Raw genomic sequence first — 22614 nt, forward strand, 5'->3', positions numbered from 1 at the left:
TTTATCATATAAAAGATATTTACTTCAATGAAAATAAAAGATCATTTTCTTTCACAGGAAATATTTGAAATTAAAGAGACTGAAACAAAAGGAGTATTCAAAACCACTCCTATTCCATCCAATATTTCCAGATATTATGAAAGTGAAGATTATATTTCTCATCACCAGGATTCCGGAAGTTTAAAAGAAAAGCTTTATAAATTCCTCCAGTCTTTTAATCTGCAGTATAAAAAAAATATACTGGTAGACAGAATAAAAAAAGGATCAAGAGTACTCGACTACGGATGCGGTGCCGGAGAGTTTGTAAAATATATAGAAAATGATTTTGAAACTTTCGGCTTTGAACCTGATGCTGATGCCAGAAAAGCAGCACAGGGAAAAATAGCAAAAGCTTCCATTTTAGATAATATTAATAAAATTGAAGACAATACCTTAGATGCTATTACACTCTGGCATGTATTTGAACACATCGAAAACCAGGATGAAATGCTTAGCACATTTCATGAAAAATTAAAAGAAAAAGGAATTCTTGTCATTGCAGTTCCCAACCCAACTTCCTATGATGCGAAACATTATAAAGAATATTGGGCCGCGTATGATGTTCCAAGACATATCTATCATTTTTCAAAAAATGGTATGGAAAATTTAATTTCCAAAAATCCTGACTGGAAAATGAGAAAGATCAAACCTTTGGTCCTTGATTCCTATTACATCTCCATGTTGAGCGAAAAGTATAAAAAATCACCTCTATTTTGGGTAAAAGCAGTAGTCTACGGAACAATTTCGAACGTAAAAGCATTATTTTCCAACGAATTTTCAAGTTTGATATATATTATCGAAAAAAGATAGAAAATCGATTTTTGACCCATTTATAAAGGTCGATTTTCAGCATTTTTAGCCAAAAAAATAAAAAACTCAGGATTTTTTCTCCTGAGTTTTCTTTTTCTATATCATATCCGAATAATAATTCTTCCTCAATTTTATCAAATCAAAAAATAAGATTGAATTTACCTTTCTTACCTATCACAAAAAAATATCTCCCCTACTCTATTTTTAAAGTAGAGAAAAATGCCAATCACCTGCACAGCAATTTATGTGCTTAAAGCTTTTATTGAACTTTCTCATTCAGTTTTCAATAAAACCATAAAAACCAGCGAAAAAAAAGAAGAAATTTAGTTTTAACAAGATAAGTTATCCCAAAAACAGCTTCAATTTAACTTCAAAATAAAATAAGATACAAATACTCTAAAAAATAGAGAAAATTGATTTTTAAGCTATTTAAGAAGGTCGTTTTTCGACATTTTTATTGAAAAAGAAAAAATTAAAGCTGATCTGGTAAATATATTTCTGACGACAAAAAAATAGAAAATCCAATTTCTTACTAAAGTAATTCTTCCAGGATAAAAAAAGCTCCCCTACTCCACTCTATCATTTTTAATAAAAATAATTTTTCTCTATTTCAAAAAAATTGACACGTTCTATTTTTTTAAGAAAACTGAAAAAATAAAAATTAATAGTTGTAGAGAATTTCAAAAATCAATACTCAATAAAAAATTTAAAAGTTGAAAGCACCTAAACAATGTTAAACTTCATGGCAAATTTTTAAGTCTAAGAAATAAAAAAATAAAACTCACTTAAATTTATCTTGGAAACAGATCTTAAAAATTCAAAAAGTAATTAACTTATTCATTTTATTATAGTTACCTATGGATTTCTATTATTTAAATAAGATTATCACATAAAAACAACAAGGATAAAATAGATGAAAAGTAAGTTTAATAACTAATAATCAACAAGATACAACACTATCACTATTATGTGAAATAAATAATTTAGAGATTTAAAGTTTTTAATAAATTATATCGACCATTTTCTAGTAGAAATTTAAATACTAAAACAATCTAAAATACTATTTCCTAAAAAAGATAAACTGAAACCTATCTCTCCAAAATAATTTTAAAAAAATAATTAAAATCACTTTTCAACCGGAAGAAGAAAATCATAAATCTTCCTTCAAATCCTCTAATAATTTTCATAAAATCATATCAACTGCTTCTTCTGTATTTTTCAAAATACAAAGCATAATTCATAGAAAAAATACCACTTTTTACATCAATAGTATTGCAAAAATAATGGTCATTTACCAAAGCAAAAAGAGAATATAACCAGAAATAAAATCACTTGAATTCATAAATTTTACAAGAATATTCTGATCACAAATTTCCTGTAAAACATAAGTCTCTGAAAGAGAATTCAACCCAACTCTATATAACTATAAGTTATATCTAAAATACAATGGAAATACCGATCAATAAAGGATTTTCATAATGTTCCAGCAATAAAAAAAGCCTGCTAATTATATTAGCAGACCTTACAATATCTTATCTTTTCTATTAATTATTGATAGCAGCTACCCCTGGTAACTCCAGTCCTTCAAGACTTTCAAGCATTGCTCCACCTCCGGTAGAAACGTAGCTTACCTGATCAGCATATCCGAATTGCTTCACGAAAGCAACACTGTCTCCTCCTCCTACTAAAGAGAAAGCTCCTAATCTTGTTGCTTCAGCGATACTCTCCCCTAATGCAACTGTCCCTCCAGCAAAATTTGACATTTCAAAAACACCAATTGGCCCATTCCAAAGAATTGTTCTTGAGTTTAATAATACATCATTGAACTGGTCTCTTGATTTGTTACCTGCGTCAAGTCCCATCCATCCTTCAGGAATTGTATAAATATCAACTTCTTTTCTCTCCACATCATTACTAAAGCTTTCAGCGATAATGGCATCAGACGGAAGATATACTTTTACTTTGTGCTCTTTAGCTTTTCCTAAAATCTCAAGGGCCAAAGGAAGTTTATCTTCTTCTACAAGAGAATTACCGATTTTCCCTCCAAGAGCCTTAATAAAAGTAAATGCCATACCTCCACCAATGATCAGATTATCTATTGCAGGAAGAATATTTTCTATAATGGTAATTTTAGTTGAAACTTTAGAACCACCTAAAATAGCTGTAACTGGTTTCTCACCACTTTTTAATACTTTATCGATTGCCTGAAGCTCTTTAGCCATCAACAAACCGAAATATTTAGTTGATGGAAAGTATTGAGCGATTACTGCTGTGGATGCGTGAGCTCTGTGCGCAGTACCAAATGCATCATTTACATAAGCATCTCCTAACTTTGAAAGCTTCTCTGCGAATGCAGCGTCTCCTTTTTCCTCTTCGTTATGAAAACGTACATTTTCCAATAATAAGATCTCTCCTGGTTTTAAATCTGCAGCTGCCTGCTCTGCCTTCTCTCCAATACACTCATCAACAAATTTCACTTCCTGTCCTAAAACAGCAGAAACTTCGCCAACAATATGTTTAAGGGAAAATTCATCTTTAACCTCTCCCTTAGGTCTTCCAAGGTGTGTGATTAAGATGACAGAACCACCATCATTAAGGATCTTTTCCACTGTTGGTTTCACAGCAACAATTCTTGTGTTGTCTGTCACCTTCAGTTGATCATCCTGTGGAACATTGAAGTCCACTCTTACCAGAGCCTTCTTATCTTTAAAATTAAGATCATTGATTGTTTTCATAAGTAGATTTATTTTTTGCTAAGCCCTATGAAACCGCCGTGCTCAAAATCCGTTTTAGCTTCCGGTAAAATCTCGCAAGAACAATTTCATAAATCTCATTGAATTTTTGTTTCACAAATGTAAGGTTTTAAACTTTTTCAACAGTTTGATTAAAATAAAAGTTTTCAAAAACTTTCCCCGAACCCAATCACCCACTAATCAACAATTTTTTCTCTTTTAAAAAAAAGAATAATGTAGTTGTTGTTGAGTGTTGTTAGTTTCGGGGATAAGTTTTAGGCTAAAAATTGATAACATTCAACTTTTATTCAACTCATATTTAACTCACAATATAAATCTCTGTAAACCCGCTATTTCACATACTTATTAACAAATGTTGATAACTTTGGGATGAAGCCATTATTAGTTATTTTATTATGGAAAAATCTGGGGATAGCTGGAGAAAACATCTGGAAAGTTGTGGTAAAAGTTTGAGAAAAGATTTTCTATTACGAAATAAATTGATCTTTAAAAATAGAAAGTTGAGAAAAGTTTTCCACAGTTATTCACATACCTTTTCACAATTAACTCAGGGTTTACTAACACGAATTGTTATTATTCTTACCTTTGTAAGGAAATAGAATCTAATAAAGCTTAATAAGAGTATTATGAAAAGAAAAATTGCTATCGCAGCGGACCATGCAGGCTATGAATATAAGGAGATTGTTAAGAACTACCTTTCAGAACGTTTTGAAGTTCAGGATTTTGGAACGTTTTCCACAAACAGTGTGGATTATCCGGACTTTGTACACCCTGCGGCAACCTCTGTGGAAAACGGAGAAAATGAGCTGGGAATTCTGATCTGTGGAAGCGGAAACGGAGTTCAGATCACTGCGAACAAACACCAGAAGATAAGATGCGCATTATGCTGGATGCCGGAGATTGCAACACTGGCAAGACAACATAATGATGCCAACATGATTTCAATGCCGGCAAGATTTATATCTAAAGAACTGGCACTTGAAATTGTAGATAAATTTCTTTCAACAGACTTCGAAGGTGGAAGACACCAGAACAGAGTTGACAAAATTGCAGTTTGCTAATTATAATAAGGCTTGTAAATCACTTTACAAGCCTTATTTATTTTTTATTCGTACATTTGCAGTGTCCAATAGAAATTACACTCTATTATTCTCCAAAGCCTTTCTTATATTTGAAATATATTTAATAAAAGGTTTTTCTCTTTTCTTCTCCAGAATTGTATTAAATTTATACAAAACTAAAGCTCCCGTTGTAAGCAAACTGAAAGATAATTTCTGATGATTTACGGAAAGATTCTAATGATGAAATTGAATAACCTTATACAAAGGAATTAATAAGGAAGATTTAGAAAAAGGTCTTAGTGGAGATAAGACCAAAACAATTAAAAGAAAATTAAAATGCCAAAAAAAAGAAAATATATAAGTCATAAAAATGATTTAAAAATGATGGAGATCGGAAGAATGATCCTCCGTTTTATGAATGCAAATTCATCCAAAATTTATAATTATAAGCAGATCGCCGATGGAATAGATTACAAAAATCCAAGACAAAGGGAACTTGTGATCCAGGCGCTGCACAAACTTCAGGGATCTGAAAAAATCAAAGAAGTAGAAAAAGGAAAATATATCGTGAACCTGAAAATCGCAGGAACACTTACCGGAACTATTGACTTTAACCAAAGTGGAAATGCTTACGTAAGTGTGGAAGGTTTGGAAGATGATGTCTTCGTTCACGCCAAAAATGTGAAGGATGCATTGCAGGGAGATAAGGTTCTTATTATAACTTATCATTATAAAGGAAAGAAACTGGAAGGCTCTGTTTTGGAAGTTTTGGAACGTACCAGAACCGAATTTGTAGGGACGTTTCAGAAGGTTGCCCACAAGGAATTTGGGTTTGTGGTTTGCGATAAAAAATCAATCAACACGGATATCTTTATTCCGAAAGGAAAATTCAACAATGCAGAAGATGGCGATAAGGTTATTGTAAAAATGACGGAATGGAGACCAGGTGATAAAAATCCGGAAGGTGAAATCATTCAGGTGCTGGGTGCTCCGGGAGAACATGAAACGGAAATCCACTCTATTCTTGCAGAATATGGTCTTCCTTACGAATTTCCATCAGAAGTAGAAGCTGATGCAGATAAAATCGACAGAAGCATCACAGATGAAGAGGTTACAAAGCGATGGGATATGCGTAATATCTGTACGTTTACCATTGACCCTAAAGATGCGAAGGACTTTGATGATGCTTTATCCATAAGAAAACTGGAAAACGGAAACTGGGAAATCGGAGTTCATATTGCAGATGTATCTCATTATGTAGTGCCGGGAACAATTCTGGATGATGAAGCCTATCAAAGAGCAACTTCGGTATATCTTGTTGACAGGGTTGTGCCGATGCTTCCGGAAGTGTTGAGTAATGATGTTTGCTCCCTTCGTCCACACGAAGATAAATATACTTTCTCAGCTGTTTTTGAACTGAATGACAATGCTGAAATTCAGAAACAATGGTTTGGAAGAACAGTAATCCATTCAGACAGAAGGTTTACTTATGAGGAAGCACAGGAACGTATTGAAACCGGACAGGGTGATCTGGCTGAAGAAATCAATACGCTTGATAAACTGGCGAAAATAATGCGTCATGAACGTATCAGAAAAGGAGCCATTACTTTTGACAGAAGTGAAGTAAGATTCAATCTTGATGAAAATAATGAGCCGATTGGGGTATACTTTAAAATCAGTAAAGATTCCAATCACCTGATCGAGGAATTCATGCTTTTAGCCAATAAAAAAGTATCAGAATTTGTATCGCTTTCAAGAAAAGGTGAGATCACCAATAATACATTTATTTACAGGGTTCACGATGATCCGGATCCGGCAAAATTGGAATCGTTGAGAGACTTCGTTGCTACTTTCGGATATAAAATGGATTTGGCCAATACCAAAAAAGTGGCTGCATCTTTGAATAAACTTCTTCATGATGTAAAAGGAAAAGGGGAAGAAAATATGATTGAAACGCTTGCGATGAGAAGTATGAGTAAAGCGGTATACTCTACAGAACCTATTGGCCACTATGGTCTGGGGTTTGAGTATTACAGCCACTTCACCTCTCCTATCCGTCGTTACCCGGATTTGCTTGCCCACCGTCTTCTTCAGCATTATCTGGATGGAGGAAAATCTCCGAACAGAGGTGAGCTTGAAGAAAAGGCAAAACATTGCAGTGCGATGGAAAGACTGGCAGCAGATGCGGAAAGAGACTCTATCAAATTCATGCAGGTGAAATTCATGGAAAAACATCTGGGAGAAACTTTCAAAGGAGTGATTTCCGGAGTAGCAGAATTTGGTTTCTGGGTTGAAATTCCTGAGAACGGTGCTGAAGGTTTGATCAAGCTGAGAGATCTTGTGGATGATTCCTATATGTATGATGCGAAAACCCATGCCGTATACGGAATAAGACATGGAAATAAGTACCAGTTGGGAGATGAAGTTCAGATCAAAGTGGTAAAAGCCAATCTGATTCAGAAGCAGCTTGACTTCCAGATTGTGAAGTAATGACGAGAATAGATAAATACATTGTATTTAGTATTTTAAACGTAATATTATTGGTAACAGTAATTTTTAATACTGTTATCAATTTTTATCTGTTTGTACTGGCTATCATCATTCTTATAGTCATATGTAATATTTTAATCAAAAGGAAGATTATTAATATTGATAAACAAGGGAGAAGTTACTTTTTTGGAGTTACATTTCCACAGATAATTAATGTTTTTTTTTTGATAAACTATCTTACAGGAATGAATCCTACCAAAGAAACATACTGTTATAAAAACATGATTTCAGAGGTTGGGAGTGTACGCAGCCATCAGAAAGGTAAAACAACTTACATTTATTTGAGTGGAAACGCCTACGAGTATTCTTACATGACCAGAAGTTTTTGGATTGATTATAAAAGAATGCTGTTTAAAAATCAGGTTATTTACACCTTCGAAAGGGGTATTTTTGGTCTTAAAATCAGAAAAGATTTCGAATTTGTTTTTAATGAAAAGTGTTTGGAAAAATAAAAAAAGATAGCTGAACGTATTCAGTAAAATTATTATATAAAGGAGGTTGTTTCTAAACGAAATGACCTCTTTATTTTTTTAGCAAAAAACGTATAACAAACGCTCCTCTCCTATTTCTCCAATTTTTTACATTAAAGTCTGATTAAAATCTACTTGATATATCACAACTTTATTGAATAATTAAATCATAAAGTCTAACTTTGTATTAAACGAAATGAATTTTTATTCATTTTAAAACACCACTTAATGCTAGAACTTGTACTATCTGCCATCATATTAGGATTTATGCTGAGCCTGGTTTTCATAGGACCTATTTTTTTCCTGTTAATTGAAACCAGCTTTTCCAGAGGCCCCAGACATGCCTTGTCACTAGATCTTGGTGTGATTACTGCAGATTTATTATGCATTGTAGCGGCGTACTATGCCAGTACAGATATTGTTTCTTTAATTGATAAACATCCCGGTTTTTACAGGATCACCTCTATTCTTATTTTCATCTACGGAATTGTGATGCTGGTGACCAAAACCAAAATGCACATGCCCGGAGAAGAAAAGATCATTGGTCAAAATTATATTAAGACCTTTTTTAATGGTTTTTTCTTTAATCTTCTGAATGTTGGAGTCATCCTTTTCTGGCTGGTAACGGTAATTTCCGTAAGGAATCAATATCCGGACACCAGCAGTTTTATTTTATACATCAGCATAGTACTGGCCACTTACCTGTCTATAGATCTTGCCAAGATATTTCTTGCCAAGCAATTTCACGATAAATTAACACAAAAACTGGCCAACCAGATCAGAAGAGTTGTTGGCTGTATTCTTATTATCTTCAGTTTCTTTATTTTCCTGCAGAGTTTTAAAAAGTTCAATCAATTTGAAAAACAGCTGGAGGAAGCAGAAAAGAAAGAAGTAAAATATCAAAAAGCAAAATGAAAAAAATGATCTTTCCAAAGTCTCTTAAAAAAGGAGACAAAATAGCTGTTATTTCCCCTGCAGGAGCAGTAGATGCCACTCAACTGGAAAAGGGAATCGAAATGATTAAAAGCAGAGGTTTTGAACCCGTTCCCGGAGAACATCTCTACACTAAATTTTCAAACGGATATAATTACGCCGGAACAGAGAAGGAAAGAACAAAAGATATCAACTGGGCATTAAATGATCCGGAAATAAAAGCTGTATGGGCTTCCAGAGGTGGTTATGGATGCCAGCATCTTATTCAGCACCTGAAGTTGAAAAACTTTACAGAAAACCCGAAATGGTATATCGGATATTCCGATAATACTGTGATCCAAAGTTATCTGTTGAAAAAAGGTTTTGTTTCCATCCATGGACAGACCATTAAAACATCCAGTTTTGGAGTTACAGATGAAAGCTATGATCTGATCTTTGATATCCTTAAAGGCAAAAAGCCCAAATACAGCCTTAAATCTCACCCTTTAAACAAAAAAGGGAATATTCAGGGAGAATTGGTTGGAGGGAATTTAGCCCTTATTTATGCCCTTCTGGGAACCAAATATTCATTCGACTTTAAAGACAAGATTCTGTTTATCGAAGATATCGGAGAAAACTTCTATGCACTGGACCGTATGATTATGAGTCTGGAGCTGGCTGGTGTCTTCAATAAAATCAAAGGATTGATTGTGGGTGGAATGACCAATATGGGAGATGAAAAGGAAAATAAAAGCTATGAAGAAAGCTTTGATGAGTTCGTATATAAGCTTATTTCTGACAGAATTTCAAAGTATAACTTCCCGGTAGTATTTTCCTTCCCGAATGGACACATTAAGGACAACAGGCCACTTTTAATTGGTGCCAACGTGAAAATGAAAGTGGATGCTAAAGTAAAAGTAGATTTTTAAAGCCACACTACTCTCCTATCTCCAAACTCTTAAATACATACTATGGCTCATCATAATGATTTTGGAAAAATAGCAGAGAATCTCGCTGCTGATTATCTTCAGAAAAACGGTTATAAAATCAAGGCCAAAAACTTTCGTTTTAAACAAAATGAAATTGATATCATTGCTGAAAAAGATAACCTGATTATTATTGTGGAAGTGAAAGCAAGATCTACCGATGCTTTTATGCTTCCTCAGGAGGCTGTCACCAAAACAAAGATAAAATCTATTGTCTCTGCAGCCGATCATTATATGGAGGAATTTAATAAAGATCAGGAAGTCAGATTTGATATTATTTCCGTTCTTCCCGATGATAACAAAAACTTAATCATAGACCATATCAAAGATGCTTTTCAGGCCTTTGATGCAAATTAATAAATCAATACAACAATGTTTGAATGCTCCAGAATCATGACATTGATAGAGTAGTACATTCAGACATGTAACAACCAATTTTATGAAGACAATATTGATCACCGGAGCCACTTCCGGTATAGGTAAAGCCACAGCAGAGCTTCTTGCAAAACAAGGAAACAGAATTATTATTTGTGGAAGGAGAAGTGAGGTACTTGAAGCTGTAAAAACAGAACTCTCTCATTATACCGAAATATTTAGTTTAATGTTTGACGTAAGGAATCTTGAAGAAGTGGAAACAGCTATTAATTCCCTTCCCGAAAACTGGAAAGAGATTGATGTTCTGATTAATAATGCTGGTAATGCCCATGGGTTAGATCCGCTTTCTGCTGGCAAGACCGATGACTGGGATTCTATGATTGACGGAAATGTAAAGGGATTACTCTATGTTTCCAAAATGATCATTCCAACTATGAAAACTAAAAATTTAGGTCATATAATAAACATCAGTTCTGTAGCGGCAAGACAAACCTATGCGAATGGAGTAGTGTACTGTGCAACGAAGAAAGCAGTAGACGTTATTTCGGAAGGAATGAGACTGGAACTTACGGAATTTGGAATCAAAGTAACCAATATCCAGCCGGGCGCTGTAGAAACAGATTTCTCCCTGGTAAGATTCAAAGGCGACAGTGAAAAAGCTTCGACGGTTTATGCAGGCTATGATGCCCTGAAACCGGAAGATATTGCAGATGCTATAGCTTACTGTGTGAACGCACCGAAACACGTTACCATTTCAGATATGACCATCTATCCGAGTGCTCAGGCTGAACCAAGAACGATTTATAGAAAATAGTCCAAAATAATGGAGTAAATTTGCAGAAAATTAAATGCGGTTTTGCTTTTGCAATATTGCTGTTTAGCTTAAAACAAAAAAATGAAAATTCTATATCTGGAAACATCATCCAAGAACTGTTCAGTAGCCATATCAGACAATGAGAAGCTATTATGCCTTTGCGAGGAAGTTTCTGAAAACTATAAACAATCCGAAAGTCTTCACACCTATGTAGAATGGGCATTGGAAGGAGCGGGGATTTCACTTAAAGATATCGAGGCCGTTTCTTTAGGTAAAGGTCCTGGTTCTTATACCGGCTTAAGAATCGGAGCAGCTTCAGCAAAAGGGTTTTGTTATGGACTCAGAGTTCCTTTGATAGCAGTGAATTCTCTTGAAAGTATGATAGAGCCTTTTTTAGGCGATAACTACGATTTTATAATACCTTTGATCGATGCAAGGAGAATGGAGGTTTATACGGCCGTTTATGACGGTAAAACAGGGGAGGAGTTATCCAAGACAGAAGCGAAGATTTTAGATGAGACTTCTTTTGAAGAATTTAAAGATAAAAAAGTTCTGTTTGTGGGGGATGGTGCTAAAAAAGCAAAAGAGATTCTGAATCTCCCTGATGCTGTTTTTAAAGAAGATGTTTACCCTTCTGCACAATATCTCATCAGAAAGACTCTGGAGAAAATTCAAAACAAAGAATTTGAAGATATGGCTTATTTTGAGCCTTTTTATCTCAAAGATTTCCATGGAGTAAAGAAAAAGAAAAGCGAAGAATAAATCTTCGCTTTTTTATTTTATTGAGGTCTCGGCGGGATCTTCGATCCTGATTTTGTCTCATTAGGTTTTTTAGGATTTTGTGGAGCAGTATTCGTATTAATGTTCTGCGTCGTATCCAGCTTCTGTACTTTTCCGCTGTTCATTTGTGGAAGTCCCGTATTTTGGGAGTTAGGCTGTACTGGTGCTCCTGACGGCTGCTGAGGAATAGTATTTCCTTTATTATCCGTTGCCTGGAAGCTGAGGTCACTTTTCAGATAATTCAGCATTTCTTTGGCTCTTACCCCTTCAGGTGTTTTGGAATAATTCAGGGCAATCTGCTCCAGCTGCAGAATCATAACTTCTTTTCCACTTGATTTTCCTGCATTGAAAGCATTTAATAAATACAGCTTAGGAACCAGTGCATCTTTCGGAAACTTCTGAATCGTCTGATCTATAATATCTTTACTTTCTGCAAATTTTTCGGATTCAAATAGTGCATATGCCTTTTTGTATTCGTTTTCAACTTCTTCGGTTGATTTTACAAATGATTTATTCTTAGGATTTCTGGCAAATTCAGCGTAAGAAGTATAAGGATATTCAGCTAATAGAATTTGTTTTGCTCTTTCAGAAGCCTGTGGATTTTTCTCATAATTCATGGCAAAAATCTCATACAGTGCCTGCAGCATTACTTTTTCTTCCGGTTTTACATCTACAAGATCATAAAGCGTTTTTGTAGCCAGTGGAGTATTGGTAAAATAATTCTGATACATAATTCCCAGACCTAATGAAGCGGTATCTCTATCCTTTTTTAACTGCGATAATTTTCCCTGATCTGTAGGAATCTGTTCAATATAGTACGCAGGCTCAAAACGTCTTGGATTAGGTGCTGAAGTTACTCCCAACGCTTCATTTTTCATATCTTCAATAGAGGCCATTTTCTTGGAAGAACGCCAGTTATCAGCAAGAGCACGGTCTCCCCAGATCTGCTTAAATGAAGAGGTCCCTTTGCTTACCGTTCCCGAATTGCTGAAATAAAATCCTTTTGTGGTTACGCCAAAATCCTCAAAAGAATTGCCGCTATTGGCAAAAATAGAATTGGCACTGTAATCTCCGGTATCAAAACCTTTACTTCTTTCTGCACGTCTTCTTTCCTGTTCCTCTTTCTCTTCTTTAATCTTTAGTTTGGCAATATATTTTGTGAAATAATCTGTTTTCTGAGCATCATTCATTTTTGCCAGAGAAAGAATACTGTCATTCTTTTTGATCAGATAGTAGTTTTTGGAGATCTTTTTAATATACTCAGATTGATCTTTTAACAGGATTTTTGATGGTTCATAAGTCATTACAGCAAGGGCTGAATCATAATAACTTCCGGCTCCGATATAATCATTCTTATCAAGGTAGCTTTTTCCTATTTCATAATAAGCCAATCCACGGATCTGAGGATCCGACACCTTTTCAAAAAGAGATTTTCTGAAGAATTGCTGAGCTTCATCCTTTTTACCTGCTTTATTGGCCATTAATCCCAAAGCATAGTAAAATTCATTTTTTCTGGAGCCATACATTCCTTTTTTACTGATTCCTTCCAGATAATTTTTGGCTCCCGCATAGTCACCTTTACCGTTAAAAGTTTTGGCGATGGCCACCTGAGATTTTACTTCAAATTCAAAATCACTGGCATATTTATACGCTGCAGCATAGCTTTCTCTTGCTTTATCATTCTGGTTCAGATTTTCCAGCACCTGACCTCTCAGATAAGCTATTCTGCTTTTCAGTTTTCTGTTGCTGTTCAGTTCAAAAGCATTATCAAGTTCTTTGGCAGCTTCTTCTTTCTTACCGGCATCAAGCAAAGATTCAGAATAGTAGATACTCAGAAGTTTTGCATAGCTTTTACTGATATCTTCACTTTTCAGTTTGGCAAATGTTTCATGTGCCCTGTGATAATCTTTGATTTGATCATAAGCAAGTCCCTGATAGATTCTTGCGAGTGGAATCCTTTTATCATCTTTCATACGGGTGAAAACATAATTCAGAGCATCAAGTGCTTCCAGAGATTTACCCCTATAAATTCTTGCCTGGGCAAGAATCATGTAGGCATCAAAAATCTGCTTATTTTTCTCTTCACCATTTCTGGTTACAGAATATTTATTGATTGCTTTTAAAGCTTTTGCTTCTGCAATTTCCAGTGTAGTAGCTCCTTTAGTCTGTTCTCCGTCAGGTCTTGAAGGCCCATTTCCCGGAGGTCCTCCAGGGATATTCGGAACTCCTGAATTACCTCTTCCTGAAGGTCTGTTGGCTACTTCAGCCATCTTCATGGAATTTTCAGCAAAAGCCTCAGTCTGTCCAAGATCACTTCCCAAAGGTTGTTCTTCGTAAGTCAGAATAGGAATGTATGGAGCATAGAAGTTGTCCTTATGCCCTTTATCTCTGGTGGTAAACTCACTGTTTAATGCATCTTTTGCATTAAATAATGTGTTATAATATGTGGAAAATCCTTTCAATACTCTTGAACGCTGCTCCGGCTTTTTCGTTCTGGTAGAACAGGAAGCAACAAGGCATATGACTAAAAGGAATAATATATTCTTTTTCATTATTCAATATAACTCGCTAATCTGCTTTTTATTATCAGCAGTTTGATGATTTTGTAAAAATAATAAAATTTTATAATGAATAATATTTATATTTCTTACGGAAATATTTTATTTCTTCTTTAAGGAGCGTTTTGAACCTGATAATCTTTTAAATAAGAGAAGATTCTTTCAGGATTTTATAAACAAGATGGGTAGGAAGTCCCATAATGGTATAATAGCTTCCTGTAAGGCTTGTGATTTTTGCCATTCCCAGCCATTCCTGGACACCATAACTTCCTGCTTTGTCAAAAGGCTTATAATTCTGAATATAATAGTTTATTTCTTCATCTGAAAGTTTGTCGAGAGTAACATCCGCTACATCTGTTTCTGTGACAGACTTATTGGCTGTTTTGATGGTAATTCCCGTGTAGACCTGATGCGTTCTTCCCGAAAGACTTTGAAGCATGGTAAAGGCGTCTTGTTCATCTTTAGGTTTTCCCAGGATCTGATTATCGATAGCGACTACCGTATCAGCAGTCAGAAGTACTTCACCAGGTTCAAGGTTTCTAAAGGCTGAAGCTTTTAAATCAGAAAGATAAGCCGCAGCATCTTCTATTTTAATATTTTCCGGAATAATTTCTTCGCAGTCTATTTTCACGACCTCAAATTCAAAACCAAGGCTGGAAAGAAGTTCTTTTCTTCTTGGGGATTGTGATGCTAAAAGTAATTTCATACAGATATTTATACAGATTGAGTATTATCGTCATGCCAGTTCCCCTGAACTTTCATTACCTGTTCAATCACATCACGAACTGCACCCGTTCCTCCTTTTTTAGGGGAAATATAATCGGAAATTCCTTTTACTTCGGGAACCGCATTTTCAGGACATGCCGCAATGGCTGAACTTTCCATGATGTGAATATCCGGAAGATCATCACCCATGGTCAGAATTTCTTCGTTCTTAAGATTGTATTTCTTCTTAAAGTCTTCGAAATCATCTATTTTATTGTGAGACTTCGGATAGTAATCCTGAATACCCAGATAATTGATTCTGTGCTTTACCATTTCATCATTTCCTCCGGTAATAACACCGATTAAATAATTGTTTTTTAAAGCTTTTACTACCGCATATCCGTCCAGAACATTCATTACCCTGCACATATTTCCTCCGGGAAGAAGATAAACACTTCCGTCTGTGAAAACTCCGTCAACATCAAAAACAAATGCTTTAATATCTTTTAATTTCTCTTTATAACTCATACATTTTCTGAATAGAATGATTCATTGTTTTATAAATTTCAAGACTTTCGTCTTTTAATAACTGTTCATGCAGCTGTAAAATCCTTACATCATTTCTTACTGCCGGACCGGTTTGTGCCATTTTGGGCTCAATTTCATGAATTTTCTGAACCGTTTCATCAATAAGGGGTAAGAAATAATCAAACGGAATATCCTGGGAATCTGAAATTTCTTTAGCTCTTGAAAAAAGATGATTCACAAAATTGCAGGCAAAAACAGCCGTCAGGTGAATATATTTTCTTTTTTCATGATTACTTTCCATCACTCTTTCCGAAATCTTTGAAGCAAGATCAAACAATACTTTTTGATCTTTTTCATTTTCCGCTTCTATAAAAAACGGAATTTTTTCATATTCTAGTTCTTTGGATTTTGAAAAAGTCTGTAAAGGGTAGAAGCTGGACTTTCGGTAGCTGCCAGCCAGCACTTCTTTTGGAAGAGATCCTGAGGTATGGGCCACCAGACAATCTTTTTTTGTAATAATTTTTGAGACTTCTTCTACAGAATGATCACTTACACAAAGAATATAAAGATCTGCTTCTTCCAGATGATCTGTAGAGTAAGGAATATTTAATTCTTCAGAAATTTTACCTAATTCTTTTTCGTTCCTCCCAAAAATCTGGGCCAGAGGAATACTTTTCAAAGTGAAAGCTTTTGCCATATGATAGGCTACATTCCCGGAACCGATGATTACAATTTGCATATAACAAATATAAGATTTTAAGCTGAGCCGGGAAAGGAAGATGGTTTCAGAAATCCCATACTTCAATAGAGGCACGTTTATTGCGTAAGTGTCTCATATTATTTTTAATATTTACATTGAAAATTGAATTTTTAATTTAACTTTCAGCTATTTTTGTAATCCAAAACAATGAAGGCATCTTATGAAGATTAAGGACGCGGAAATTATTTCGTTGATGCAGAATCCACGGACCCAGGATAAAGGGGTTCGTGCCTTGATGGACGCCTATCAAAGCAGATTGTACTGGCACATAAGAAGAATTATTGTGGACGGAGATCTTGCACAGGATACTTTGCAGGAAACTTTTATTAAAGCATATCAGAATTTTCATCAGTTTAAAAATGATAGCCAGTTGTATACCTGGTTGTACAGAATCGCTACCAACGAAGCGTTACAGCAGGTTAACAAAATGAAAAAAATGCAGAAAACGGATGAGGATCCCGAGTATCATATGCAGAATCTTGTTGCAGATAATACAGAAGGTGATGCTGAAGAAATACAGATTTTACTGCAGAACGCTATACAGAGCCTGCCCGAAAAGCAGAAACTGGTATTTATGATGCGGTATTATGATGATTTACCTTACGAAGAAATATCAAAAATTGTAGATATGTCGGTAGGGACGTTGAAAACGAATTATCATTATGCCAAACAGAAAATAGAAGATTATATTAAAGAAAATTACGAAAAATAATTTTTGACCAACAAAGATGAAAGAGTTCGACATAGAAAAATTAGAGCGTAAAAACATTTACACAGTTCCTGATAATATGTTTGAAAATATTCAGGAGAGCGTTATGAATGATATAAAGACAAGTAAAAAAGCACCTGTCTTTAAGCTGAACTGGATGTATGCAGCTGCGGCATCACTGGCTTTGATTTTTGGAGCAACTTATGTTTTTAATTCAGACAACGATTCCACGGAACAAATCCTGAACTCTAAAACAACCTATGTTGCCAATAACGGAGAGCCCAAAACAGAAAGCGAGCTGGCTTATGAAACTTTAAAATCTGATTTAACTTCTGTTGAAAATAATAATCAAACAGTTGAAAATCAAAAAAATAACAATGTTTACGCTTCCAAAAGTGTAAGCGAAACTAAAAAAACAACAGAGAGCCCTAAACCGGTGAAAACTGTAAAGAAAAAAGAAGAAACACGAATGAATGAATATCTGGACTCGTTTTCTAATTCTGAAATTGCAGAGTTAGCAAGTAATTCGACTCAGGACGTTTATTTGGATATTTATAATTAAAAGAAAATGAAAAAGATATTATTGACGTTTTTGATTATTTATGGCTTTGGATTAAATGCCCAAAGAACAGATTATGATTGGAAAAAGATGGATCCTAAACAAAGGAAAGAAGTCATCAATAATCTTTCTCCGGAAGAGAGAAAAGAACTCCTGAAGAAATTCAGGAACAATATGATCATGGATAATCTGAATGTCGATCCAGATGATAAAGCCGAATTTACACAATTGTATAACGAATATCTGGATAGCCAGAAGCAGATAAAAAGTCAGTTTAATTCCAACTTTGATCCCGAAACTTTATCAGATGACGAAGCGAAAGCTAAATTGCAGCAAAGTTTTGAAGTAGGGCAGAAGCTATTGGATAACAGAAAAAAATATGCAGATAAAATGCAGCAGGTAATTCCCTGCCAAAAAGTTCTGAAACTGTTTCAATCCGAAAAGATGATGAAGGATAAAATGGATGAAAGAAAGCCTCACGGAAATAATAACAATGCTTCCGGAACTAAACAGAACCCATAATAGTTTATTTTTTTAATGTTGGACGGCTCTTACAGATCTTTTCTGTGAGAGCCGTTTAATTTAACCACAAAAAAAATTATTTTTACCACAAAGTTTATCTATGAAAAAAGTACTTTTCTTTTTATTGTTTTCGATCGTAATATGGGGTCAGAAAATAGAAACAATTGATCTTTCAAAATCTATTAAAGACAGCAAAAATTCAATCAAAAGTTTTACGGTGTTAGATCAAAGAGCCCATCAGGAAATCGGAATGGTCATGTACCATAAGGATGAGGTGAAAGTTGTTTTCGAAAATAATGCCGGCAAAGACATACAGGATTGGTTTTATAAGTATAATCCAACCCGAGGAAATAATGATATGGTTTTTTTGCTTGAAAATTTAAGTATTTCAGAAGATAAGAAGGAAAAGTATTCTATCGGAAAGCTTGAATTAAAGGCAAGTACATTTATTAAGAAAGAAGACGGATATCATTTTATGGATAGAATAGACACTGTGGCAACCGTTTCATCACGTACCACACCTTATCTGGCCCAAAGTCTGGCAAGGAAAGTGACTTTAATTCTTACGGATCTTTTTAAAGATTCCTATAAAGCAACCCCTTGGGAACTCAGTATTTCAGAAAATGATTTTCCTGACTATACTTCTGTATTAAAAGAAAAACTGAGTATTCTAAAAGCAAATGAACTGAAAGAAGGGGTTTACAAAGACTATTACAGCTTTTTTACTCACAATCCTGAACCCGGATTTACTTTGCAGGCTAATGATAAGGGAATTGTTACAAAGGCTGTAAAAGGAGAGGAAAAAACGGCAATAAGAGATTTTTATGCTTTTGTTTATAAGGGAATTGCTTACAAAAATATTCCTGTGGGATACACTGAGATTTTCAAAGATGATAATGGCGTTTTTATAGAGGTAACAAGAGCAGAATTATTTCCTGAAACGGCAACAACCGGGGTGACAATTGGTGCAGCTGCAGGTGGTCTCATTGGTGGTGTTATTGGTGCGGTGATAGATGTCAGTTTATCAGGCAAAAGAAAGAATACGGTAGGACCTAAAGTTTATCTTGATCCTTTTACTGGAAATTATGTGTTACCGGAAGACTTTGGCAAAACAAAATAATATTTAAAAAGAAGGAAAATTTTACCTCTCTTCTTATTGTTATCTGTGTTTCAGTTAAAAGAAAGAATTAAGAATGAAAAATTCTCCTGCATTTTCTTATCTTTGCAAACTACAAGATTCTTAAATGAAAAACATACGAAATTTTTGCATAATCGCTCATATCGACCATGGTAAAAGTACCCTGGCAGACCGTCTATTGGAGTACACGAATACCGTTACCCAAAGAGAATTACAGTCTCAGACGCTTGATGATATGGATTTGGAGAAAGAACGTGGGATTACCATTAAATCGCACGCCATCCAGATGGATTATGAGTATAAAGGAGAAAAATATATTTTAAACCTTATTGATACCCCGGGACACGTTGACTTCTCTTATGAAGTTTCCCGTTCTATTGCTGCCTGTGAAGGTGCACTTCTTATTGTAGATGCTGCACAGAGTATTCAGGCTCAGACTATTAGCAACCTGTATCTTGCATTGGAAAATGATTTAACGATCATTCCGATTCTGAATAAAATTGACCTTCCGTCTGCGAACCCAGAAGAAGTAACCGATGAGATCATGAACCTTATCGGATGCGAATATGAAGATGTATTGAGAGTTTCCGGAAAGACAGGAGAAGGTGTTCATAACCTTTTAGAGCAGATTGTTGAAAGAATTCCTGCACCGGTAGGAGATCCTGACGGTCCACTGCAAGCTTTGATCTTTGACTCTGTTTACAACCCATTCAGAGGTATTGAAGCTTATTTTAAAGTAGTGAACGGAAGCATCACTAAAAACGAAAAGATCAAATTCTTCGCTACAGGAAAAGAATATGGAGCTGACGAGGTGGGTACCTTAAAACTGAAGCAGGTTCCAAAGAAAACAATTCATTGCGGAGATGTAGGATATCTTGTATCGGGTATTAAAGATGCCCGTGAGGTAAAAGTAGGAGATACCATCACTTCATTTGAAAAACCCGCGGATGCTCCGATTGATGGATTTGAGGAAGTAAAGCCAATGGTATTTGCCGGAATCTATCCAATTGATTCTGAAGATTTTGAAGAATTAAGATTCTCTCTTGAAAAATTAAGACTGAATGATGCTTCTTTGGTTTTCGAGCCGGAAAGTTCTGCAGCTCTTGGATTTGGTTTCCGTTGCGGATTCTTAGGAATGCTGCACATGGAAATTGTTCAGGAACGTCTTGACAGAGAGTTTAATATGAACGTAATTACCACGGTACCGAACGTTTCTTATTTTGGATATACTAAAAAAGAACCTGAAGTTCCGATTCTGATCAACAACCCATCTGAAATGATGGATCCTTCAACGATGGACAGAGTAGAGGAACCTTTCATCAAGGCTTCTATCATTACAAAATCTGACTTCGTTGGAGCAGTAATGACTTTATGTATCGAAAAGAGAGGAGAAATCGTTAACCAGAGTTATCTGACATCAGAAAGAGTAGAGTTAATTTTCAATATGCCTCTTGCTGAGGTTGTATTCGACTTCTATGACAGGTTAAAATCTATCTCTAAAGGATATGCTTCATTCGATTATCACCCCATCGGATTCAGAGCTTCCAAGCTTGTAAAAATGGATATCCTGATCAATGGTGATATGGTAGATGCCTTATCTTCATTGATTCACGATTCTAATGCTTATTACATCGGTAAAAGAATGTGTGAAAAGCTTCGTGAACTGATCCCTAGACAACAGTTTGATATTGCTGTTCAGGCTGCCTTAGGAACGAAAGTAATCGCAAGAGAAACTATTAAAGCCTTGAGAAAAGACGTTACTGCAAAATGTTACGGAGGAGATATTTCCAGAAAACGTAAATTATTGGAGAAACAGAAAGAAGGTAAAAAGAAAATGAAGCAGATTGGGAGAGTAGAAGTACCGCAATCAGCGTTCATGGCTGTACTAAAGTTAAATGATTAATTATTAATCTATTATAAAGTAAAAACCGCTTCATCAGAAGCGGTTTTTTTTGTACATTTATAAAAACACATTATTAAATGAAATCAGAAGAAATAAAAGATTTATTCTATAAATTTGAAGAAGCAGCCTCTGAACTAGAGGGTATAGAATGCTGGAGTGCAAGAGATTTACAAATATTATTGGGATATAGTAAATGGGAAAACTTTGAAAAAGTAATTATAAAAGCAAAAGATGCTTGTAAAAACGTTGGAGAGTTAATTGAGTATCATTTTCCTGATGTCAGGAAAACGATACAAATGCCTAAAGGAGCAGAGAAAGAAATAGATGATATTTTACTGACAAGATATGGTTGTTACTTAATCGCACAAAATGGTGATAGTAGAAAACAAGAAATATCTTTTGCACAGAACTATTTTGCGGTTCAAACTAGGAGAGCTGAATTGGTAGAACAGAGATTATTAGAATATGAAAGGATAAAAGCTCGCGAAAAATTAAGTCAGACTGAAAAACAACTTTCAGGGATTTTATATGAAAGAGGCGTTGATAGCCAGGGATTTGCTGTGATAAGAAGTAAAGGAGATCAAGCGCTTTTTCGTTTAAATACGCAAATGTTAAAGAAAAAAATGAGAGTTCCTGAAAGCAGACCAGTCGCAGATTTTTTACCTACAATTAGTATTAAAGCTAAAGATCTGGCAGCTGAAATGACAGGTTTGAATGTTCAAAATAAAAACTTAAAAGGGCAACTAAATATTGAAGAAGAACATATAGATAATAATGTTGCTGTTAGAAATATGCTGACCAACAGAGGAATAGTCCCTGAAGATTTACCTCCGGCAGAGGATGTGAAAAAGTTGCAAAGAAAATTAGATAGTGATGAAAAGAAAGTTTTAAAACAAACTAAAAAACCTTTTAAGAAATAATTTATCAAATAAAAAGCGCTCCATCAGAAGCGCTTTTTTATTCATTTATTTTTTACGCGTATATTTTATTTCCATTGTTTTGTATTCCTTTCCGGTTTTTGAATCCGGGCCATACATTTCCAGTTTTTGAGTATTATCATCCACAAAGGTGAATACTTCTCTGAAATCACAATCTTTTCCAGGTCTTGAAGGATCTGTCATTTTTCCTTTAAACTCAACTGATTTTGTGGAAGGGTTCCAGTCGCCTTCGCTATGCATGATTCCGGTTCCCATATTGTCGATCCACGTACTGACGAACTTCTTCTTTGAATTGTCATATCCTACGATGCTCATCCCCTCAAAAGGCATTCCCATAAAGTCACCTTTGTGATTAGTGATCTGATAACGTCCGCCAAACATCATTTTATTGGTAGCCTCAGATTTACTCATCATAGGTTTTGCCCCGTTTTCCATCCACATGGTAGTTTCTCCGTTCCAGGTTCCATCAGACTTTGCAAGCATTTTTTGCATTTCTCCCGGTGTTGAGTACGCCATCCAGTCTTTCATGGCGGTTGCAGAATCTACAGGTTTCCATTCAGATGTAGATACTGAATCTGTTTTATCAGAGCCAGTGGCTGCTGTCGTTTTTCCTTTCTCACAAGCTATTAATAAAAAAGCTGCAGAAAGAATTGTTAATAAATTTTTCATAATAATTTAGTTTTAAGATGGTTATAATGATAATTTAAAGATAAGAACTTTTATTATAACAGAATTTATTTTTTA

At 34.9% G+C, this 22614-nt stretch carries 21 protein-coding genes; 15 read left to right on the plus strand and 6 right to left on the minus strand.

Annotated features, from left to right (window positions below):
* Nucleotides 1-27 precede the first annotated feature (27 nt).
* On the plus strand, nt 28-849 hold the full coding sequence (locus RAH34_RS09695) for a bifunctional 2-polyprenyl-6-hydroxyphenol methylase/3-demethylubiquinol 3-O-methyltransferase UbiG (RefSeq protein WP_114819619.1): 822 nt from the start codon (nt 28-30) through the stop codon (nt 847-849).
* Between the two features lie 1544 nt (nt 850-2393).
* On the opposite strand, the gene pgk is transcribed toward RAH34_RS09695, so the two are convergent.
* Complete coding sequence (gene pgk / locus RAH34_RS09700; protein WP_306595988.1) at nt 2394-3584, minus strand: phosphoglycerate kinase; 1191 nt, start codon at nt 3582-3584, stop codon at nt 2394-2396.
* A gap of 644 nt (nt 3585-4228) precedes the next feature.
* On the opposite strand from pgk, the gene rpiB reads away from it, so the two are divergent.
* From rpiB to tsaB, 8 genes are all read left to right on the plus strand, one after another.
* Nucleotides 4229-4663, plus strand: a complete 435-nt coding sequence (rpiB, locus tag RAH34_RS09705; protein ID WP_034694035.1) for a ribose 5-phosphate isomerase B — start codon at nt 4229-4231, stop codon at nt 4661-4663.
* Between the two features lie 336 nt (nt 4664-4999).
* Entirely contained in the window at nt 5000-7153 is a 2154-nt protein-coding gene (rnr, locus tag RAH34_RS09710; protein WP_306595989.1) for a ribonuclease R, read from the plus strand.
* Nucleotides 7154-7398: 245 nt separating this feature from the next.
* The gene (locus RAH34_RS09715) at nt 7399-7665 is read left to right on the plus strand and encodes a hypothetical protein (RefSeq protein ID WP_306595990.1); all 267 of its coding nucleotides are present in this window, start codon (nt 7399-7401) and stop codon (nt 7663-7665) included.
* Between the two features lie 246 nt (nt 7666-7911).
* A complete protein-coding gene (locus RAH34_RS09720; protein WP_114819615.1) occupies nt 7912-8598 on the plus strand; it encodes a LysE family translocator in 687 nt (228 codons plus the stop codon).
* Nucleotides 8595-9524, plus strand: a complete 930-nt coding sequence (locus RAH34_RS09725) for an LD-carboxypeptidase (RefSeq protein ID WP_306595991.1) — start codon at nt 8595-8597, stop codon at nt 9522-9524. Before RAH34_RS09720 ends, RAH34_RS09725 begins: the two co-directional genes overlap by 4 nt.
* Before the next feature lie 42 nt (nt 9525-9566).
* Nucleotides 9567-9938 (plus strand): YraN family protein, encoded by a 372-nt coding sequence (locus RAH34_RS09730; RefSeq protein WP_114819613.1) that lies wholly within the window; start codon nt 9567-9569, stop codon nt 9936-9938.
* An 82-nt stretch (nt 9939-10020) separates the two neighbouring features.
* Nucleotides 10021-10770 carry an SDR family NAD(P)-dependent oxidoreductase gene (locus RAH34_RS09735; RefSeq protein WP_306595992.1) on the plus strand — a complete coding sequence of 250 codons (750 nt, stop codon included), beginning with the start codon at nt 10021-10023 and terminating at the stop codon, nt 10768-10770.
* Between the two features lie 81 nt (nt 10771-10851).
* A complete protein-coding gene (gene tsaB / locus RAH34_RS09740; RefSeq protein WP_306595993.1) occupies nt 10852-11532 on the plus strand; it encodes a tRNA (adenosine(37)-N6)-threonylcarbamoyltransferase complex dimerization subunit type 1 TsaB in 681 nt (226 codons plus the stop codon).
* Nucleotides 11533-11549: 17 nt separating this feature from the next.
* Here the strand turns inward: tsaB and RAH34_RS09745 are convergent, their stop codons facing one another.
* The 4 genes from RAH34_RS09745 to RAH34_RS09760 all read right to left on the minus strand — a co-directional run bounded on the left by RAH34_RS09745 (nt 11550) and on the right by RAH34_RS09760 (nt 16080).
* A complete protein-coding gene (locus tag RAH34_RS09745; RefSeq protein WP_306595994.1) occupies nt 11550-14102 on the minus strand; it encodes a lipopolysaccharide assembly protein LapB in 2553 nt (850 codons plus the stop codon).
* A gap of 148 nt (nt 14103-14250) precedes the next feature.
* Nucleotides 14251-14814, minus strand: a complete 564-nt coding sequence (locus RAH34_RS09750; protein WP_306595995.1) for a nucleoside triphosphate pyrophosphatase — start codon at nt 14812-14814, stop codon at nt 14251-14253.
* Between the two features lie 8 nt (nt 14815-14822).
* Nucleotides 14823-15341: an HAD family hydrolase gene (locus RAH34_RS09755; protein ID WP_034694018.1), complete on the minus strand. Its 519-nt coding sequence runs from the start codon at nt 15339-15341 to the stop codon at nt 14823-14825.
* On the minus strand, nt 15331-16080 hold the full coding sequence (locus RAH34_RS09760) for a Rossmann-like and DUF2520 domain-containing protein (RefSeq protein WP_306595996.1): 750 nt from the start codon (nt 16078-16080) through the stop codon (nt 15331-15333). The genes RAH34_RS09755 and RAH34_RS09760 overlap by 11 nt, the downstream gene beginning before the upstream one ends.
* Before the next feature lie 181 nt (nt 16081-16261).
* On the opposite strand from RAH34_RS09760, the gene RAH34_RS09765 reads away from it, so the two are divergent.
* From RAH34_RS09765 to dinD, 6 genes are all read left to right on the plus strand, one after another.
* The gene (locus tag RAH34_RS09765; RefSeq protein ID WP_034694015.1) at nt 16262-16813 is read left to right on the plus strand and encodes an RNA polymerase sigma factor; all 552 of its coding nucleotides are present in this window, start codon (nt 16262-16264) and stop codon (nt 16811-16813) included.
* A 16-nt stretch (nt 16814-16829) separates the two neighbouring features.
* Entirely contained in the window at nt 16830-17372 is a 543-nt protein-coding gene (locus tag RAH34_RS09770) for a hypothetical protein (protein WP_306595997.1), read from the plus strand.
* Between the two features lie 6 nt (nt 17373-17378).
* Nucleotides 17379-17891 carry a hypothetical protein gene (locus RAH34_RS09775; RefSeq protein ID WP_114819606.1) on the plus strand — a complete coding sequence of 171 codons (513 nt, stop codon included), beginning with the start codon at nt 17379-17381 and terminating at the stop codon, nt 17889-17891.
* A gap of 100 nt (nt 17892-17991) precedes the next feature.
* Nucleotides 17992-19011 (plus strand): hypothetical protein, encoded by a 1020-nt coding sequence (locus RAH34_RS09780; RefSeq protein WP_306595998.1) that lies wholly within the window; start codon nt 17992-17994, stop codon nt 19009-19011.
* A 124-nt stretch (nt 19012-19135) separates the two neighbouring features.
* On the plus strand, nt 19136-20932 hold the full coding sequence (gene lepA / locus RAH34_RS09785) for a translation elongation factor 4 (protein WP_062672783.1): 1797 nt from the start codon (nt 19136-19138) through the stop codon (nt 20930-20932).
* A 77-nt stretch (nt 20933-21009) separates the two neighbouring features.
* Entirely contained in the window at nt 21010-21852 is an 843-nt protein-coding gene (gene dinD / locus RAH34_RS09790; protein WP_306595999.1) for a DNA damage-inducible protein D, read from the plus strand.
* A gap of 45 nt (nt 21853-21897) precedes the next feature.
* Here the strand turns inward: dinD and RAH34_RS09795 are convergent, their stop codons facing one another.
* The gene (locus tag RAH34_RS09795; RefSeq protein WP_306596000.1) at nt 21898-22539 is read right to left on the minus strand and encodes a DUF1579 domain-containing protein; all 642 of its coding nucleotides are present in this window, start codon (nt 22537-22539) and stop codon (nt 21898-21900) included.
* Nucleotides 22540-22614: the final 75 nt, after the last annotated feature.

The sequence above is a fragment of the Chryseobacterium sp. WLY505 genome (assembly GCF_030846215.1).
GTDB lineage: Bacteria > Bacteroidota > Bacteroidia > Flavobacteriales > Weeksellaceae > Chryseobacterium.

Coding starts and splice junctions, on each gene's coding strand:
- RAH34_RS09695 (WP_114819619.1), top strand. CDS start 28: ATGAAAATAAAAGATCATTTTCTTTCACAGGAAATATTTGAAATTAAA.
- pgk (WP_306595988.1), bottom strand. CDS start 3,584: ATGAAAACAATCAATGATCTTAATTTTAAAGATAAGAAGGCTCTGGTA.
- rpiB (WP_034694035.1), top strand. CDS start 4,229: ATGAAAAGAAAAATTGCTATCGCAGCGGACCATGCAGGCTATGAATAT.
- rnr (WP_306595989.1), top strand. CDS start 5,000: ATGCCAAAAAAAAGAAAATATATAAGTCATAAAAATGATTTAAAAATG.
- RAH34_RS09715 (WP_306595990.1), top strand. CDS start 7,399: ATGAATCCTACCAAAGAAACATACTGTTATAAAAACATGATTTCAGAG.
- RAH34_RS09720 (WP_114819615.1), top strand. CDS start 7,912: ATGCTAGAACTTGTACTATCTGCCATCATATTAGGATTTATGCTGAGC.
- RAH34_RS09725 (WP_306595991.1), top strand. CDS start 8,595: ATGAAAAAAATGATCTTTCCAAAGTCTCTTAAAAAAGGAGACAAAATA.
- RAH34_RS09730 (WP_114819613.1), top strand. CDS start 9,567: ATGGCTCATCATAATGATTTTGGAAAAATAGCAGAGAATCTCGCTGCT.
- RAH34_RS09735 (WP_306595992.1), top strand. CDS start 10,021: ATGAAGACAATATTGATCACCGGAGCCACTTCCGGTATAGGTAAAGCC.
- tsaB (WP_306595993.1), top strand. CDS start 10,852: ATGAAAATTCTATATCTGGAAACATCATCCAAGAACTGTTCAGTAGCC.
- RAH34_RS09745 (WP_306595994.1), bottom strand. CDS start 14,102: ATGAAAAAGAATATATTATTCCTTTTAGTCATATGCCTTGTTGCTTCC.
- RAH34_RS09750 (WP_306595995.1), bottom strand. CDS start 14,814: ATGAAATTACTTTTAGCATCACAATCCCCAAGAAGAAAAGAACTTCTT.
- RAH34_RS09755 (WP_034694018.1), bottom strand. CDS start 15,341: ATGAGTTATAAAGAGAAATTAAAAGATATTAAAGCATTTGTTTTTGAT.
- RAH34_RS09760 (WP_306595996.1), bottom strand. CDS start 16,080: ATGCAAATTGTAATCATCGGTTCCGGGAATGTAGCCTATCATATGGCA.
- RAH34_RS09765 (WP_034694015.1), top strand. CDS start 16,262: ATGAAGATTAAGGACGCGGAAATTATTTCGTTGATGCAGAATCCACGG.
- RAH34_RS09770 (WP_306595997.1), top strand. CDS start 16,830: ATGAAAGAGTTCGACATAGAAAAATTAGAGCGTAAAAACATTTACACA.
- RAH34_RS09775 (WP_114819606.1), top strand. CDS start 17,379: ATGAAAAAGATATTATTGACGTTTTTGATTATTTATGGCTTTGGATTA.
- RAH34_RS09780 (WP_306595998.1), top strand. CDS start 17,992: ATGAAAAAAGTACTTTTCTTTTTATTGTTTTCGATCGTAATATGGGGT.
- lepA (WP_062672783.1), top strand. CDS start 19,136: ATGAAAAACATACGAAATTTTTGCATAATCGCTCATATCGACCATGGT.
- dinD (WP_306595999.1), top strand. CDS start 21,010: ATGAAATCAGAAGAAATAAAAGATTTATTCTATAAATTTGAAGAAGCA.
- RAH34_RS09795 (WP_306596000.1), bottom strand. CDS start 22,539: ATGAAAAATTTATTAACAATTCTTTCTGCAGCTTTTTTATTAATAGCT.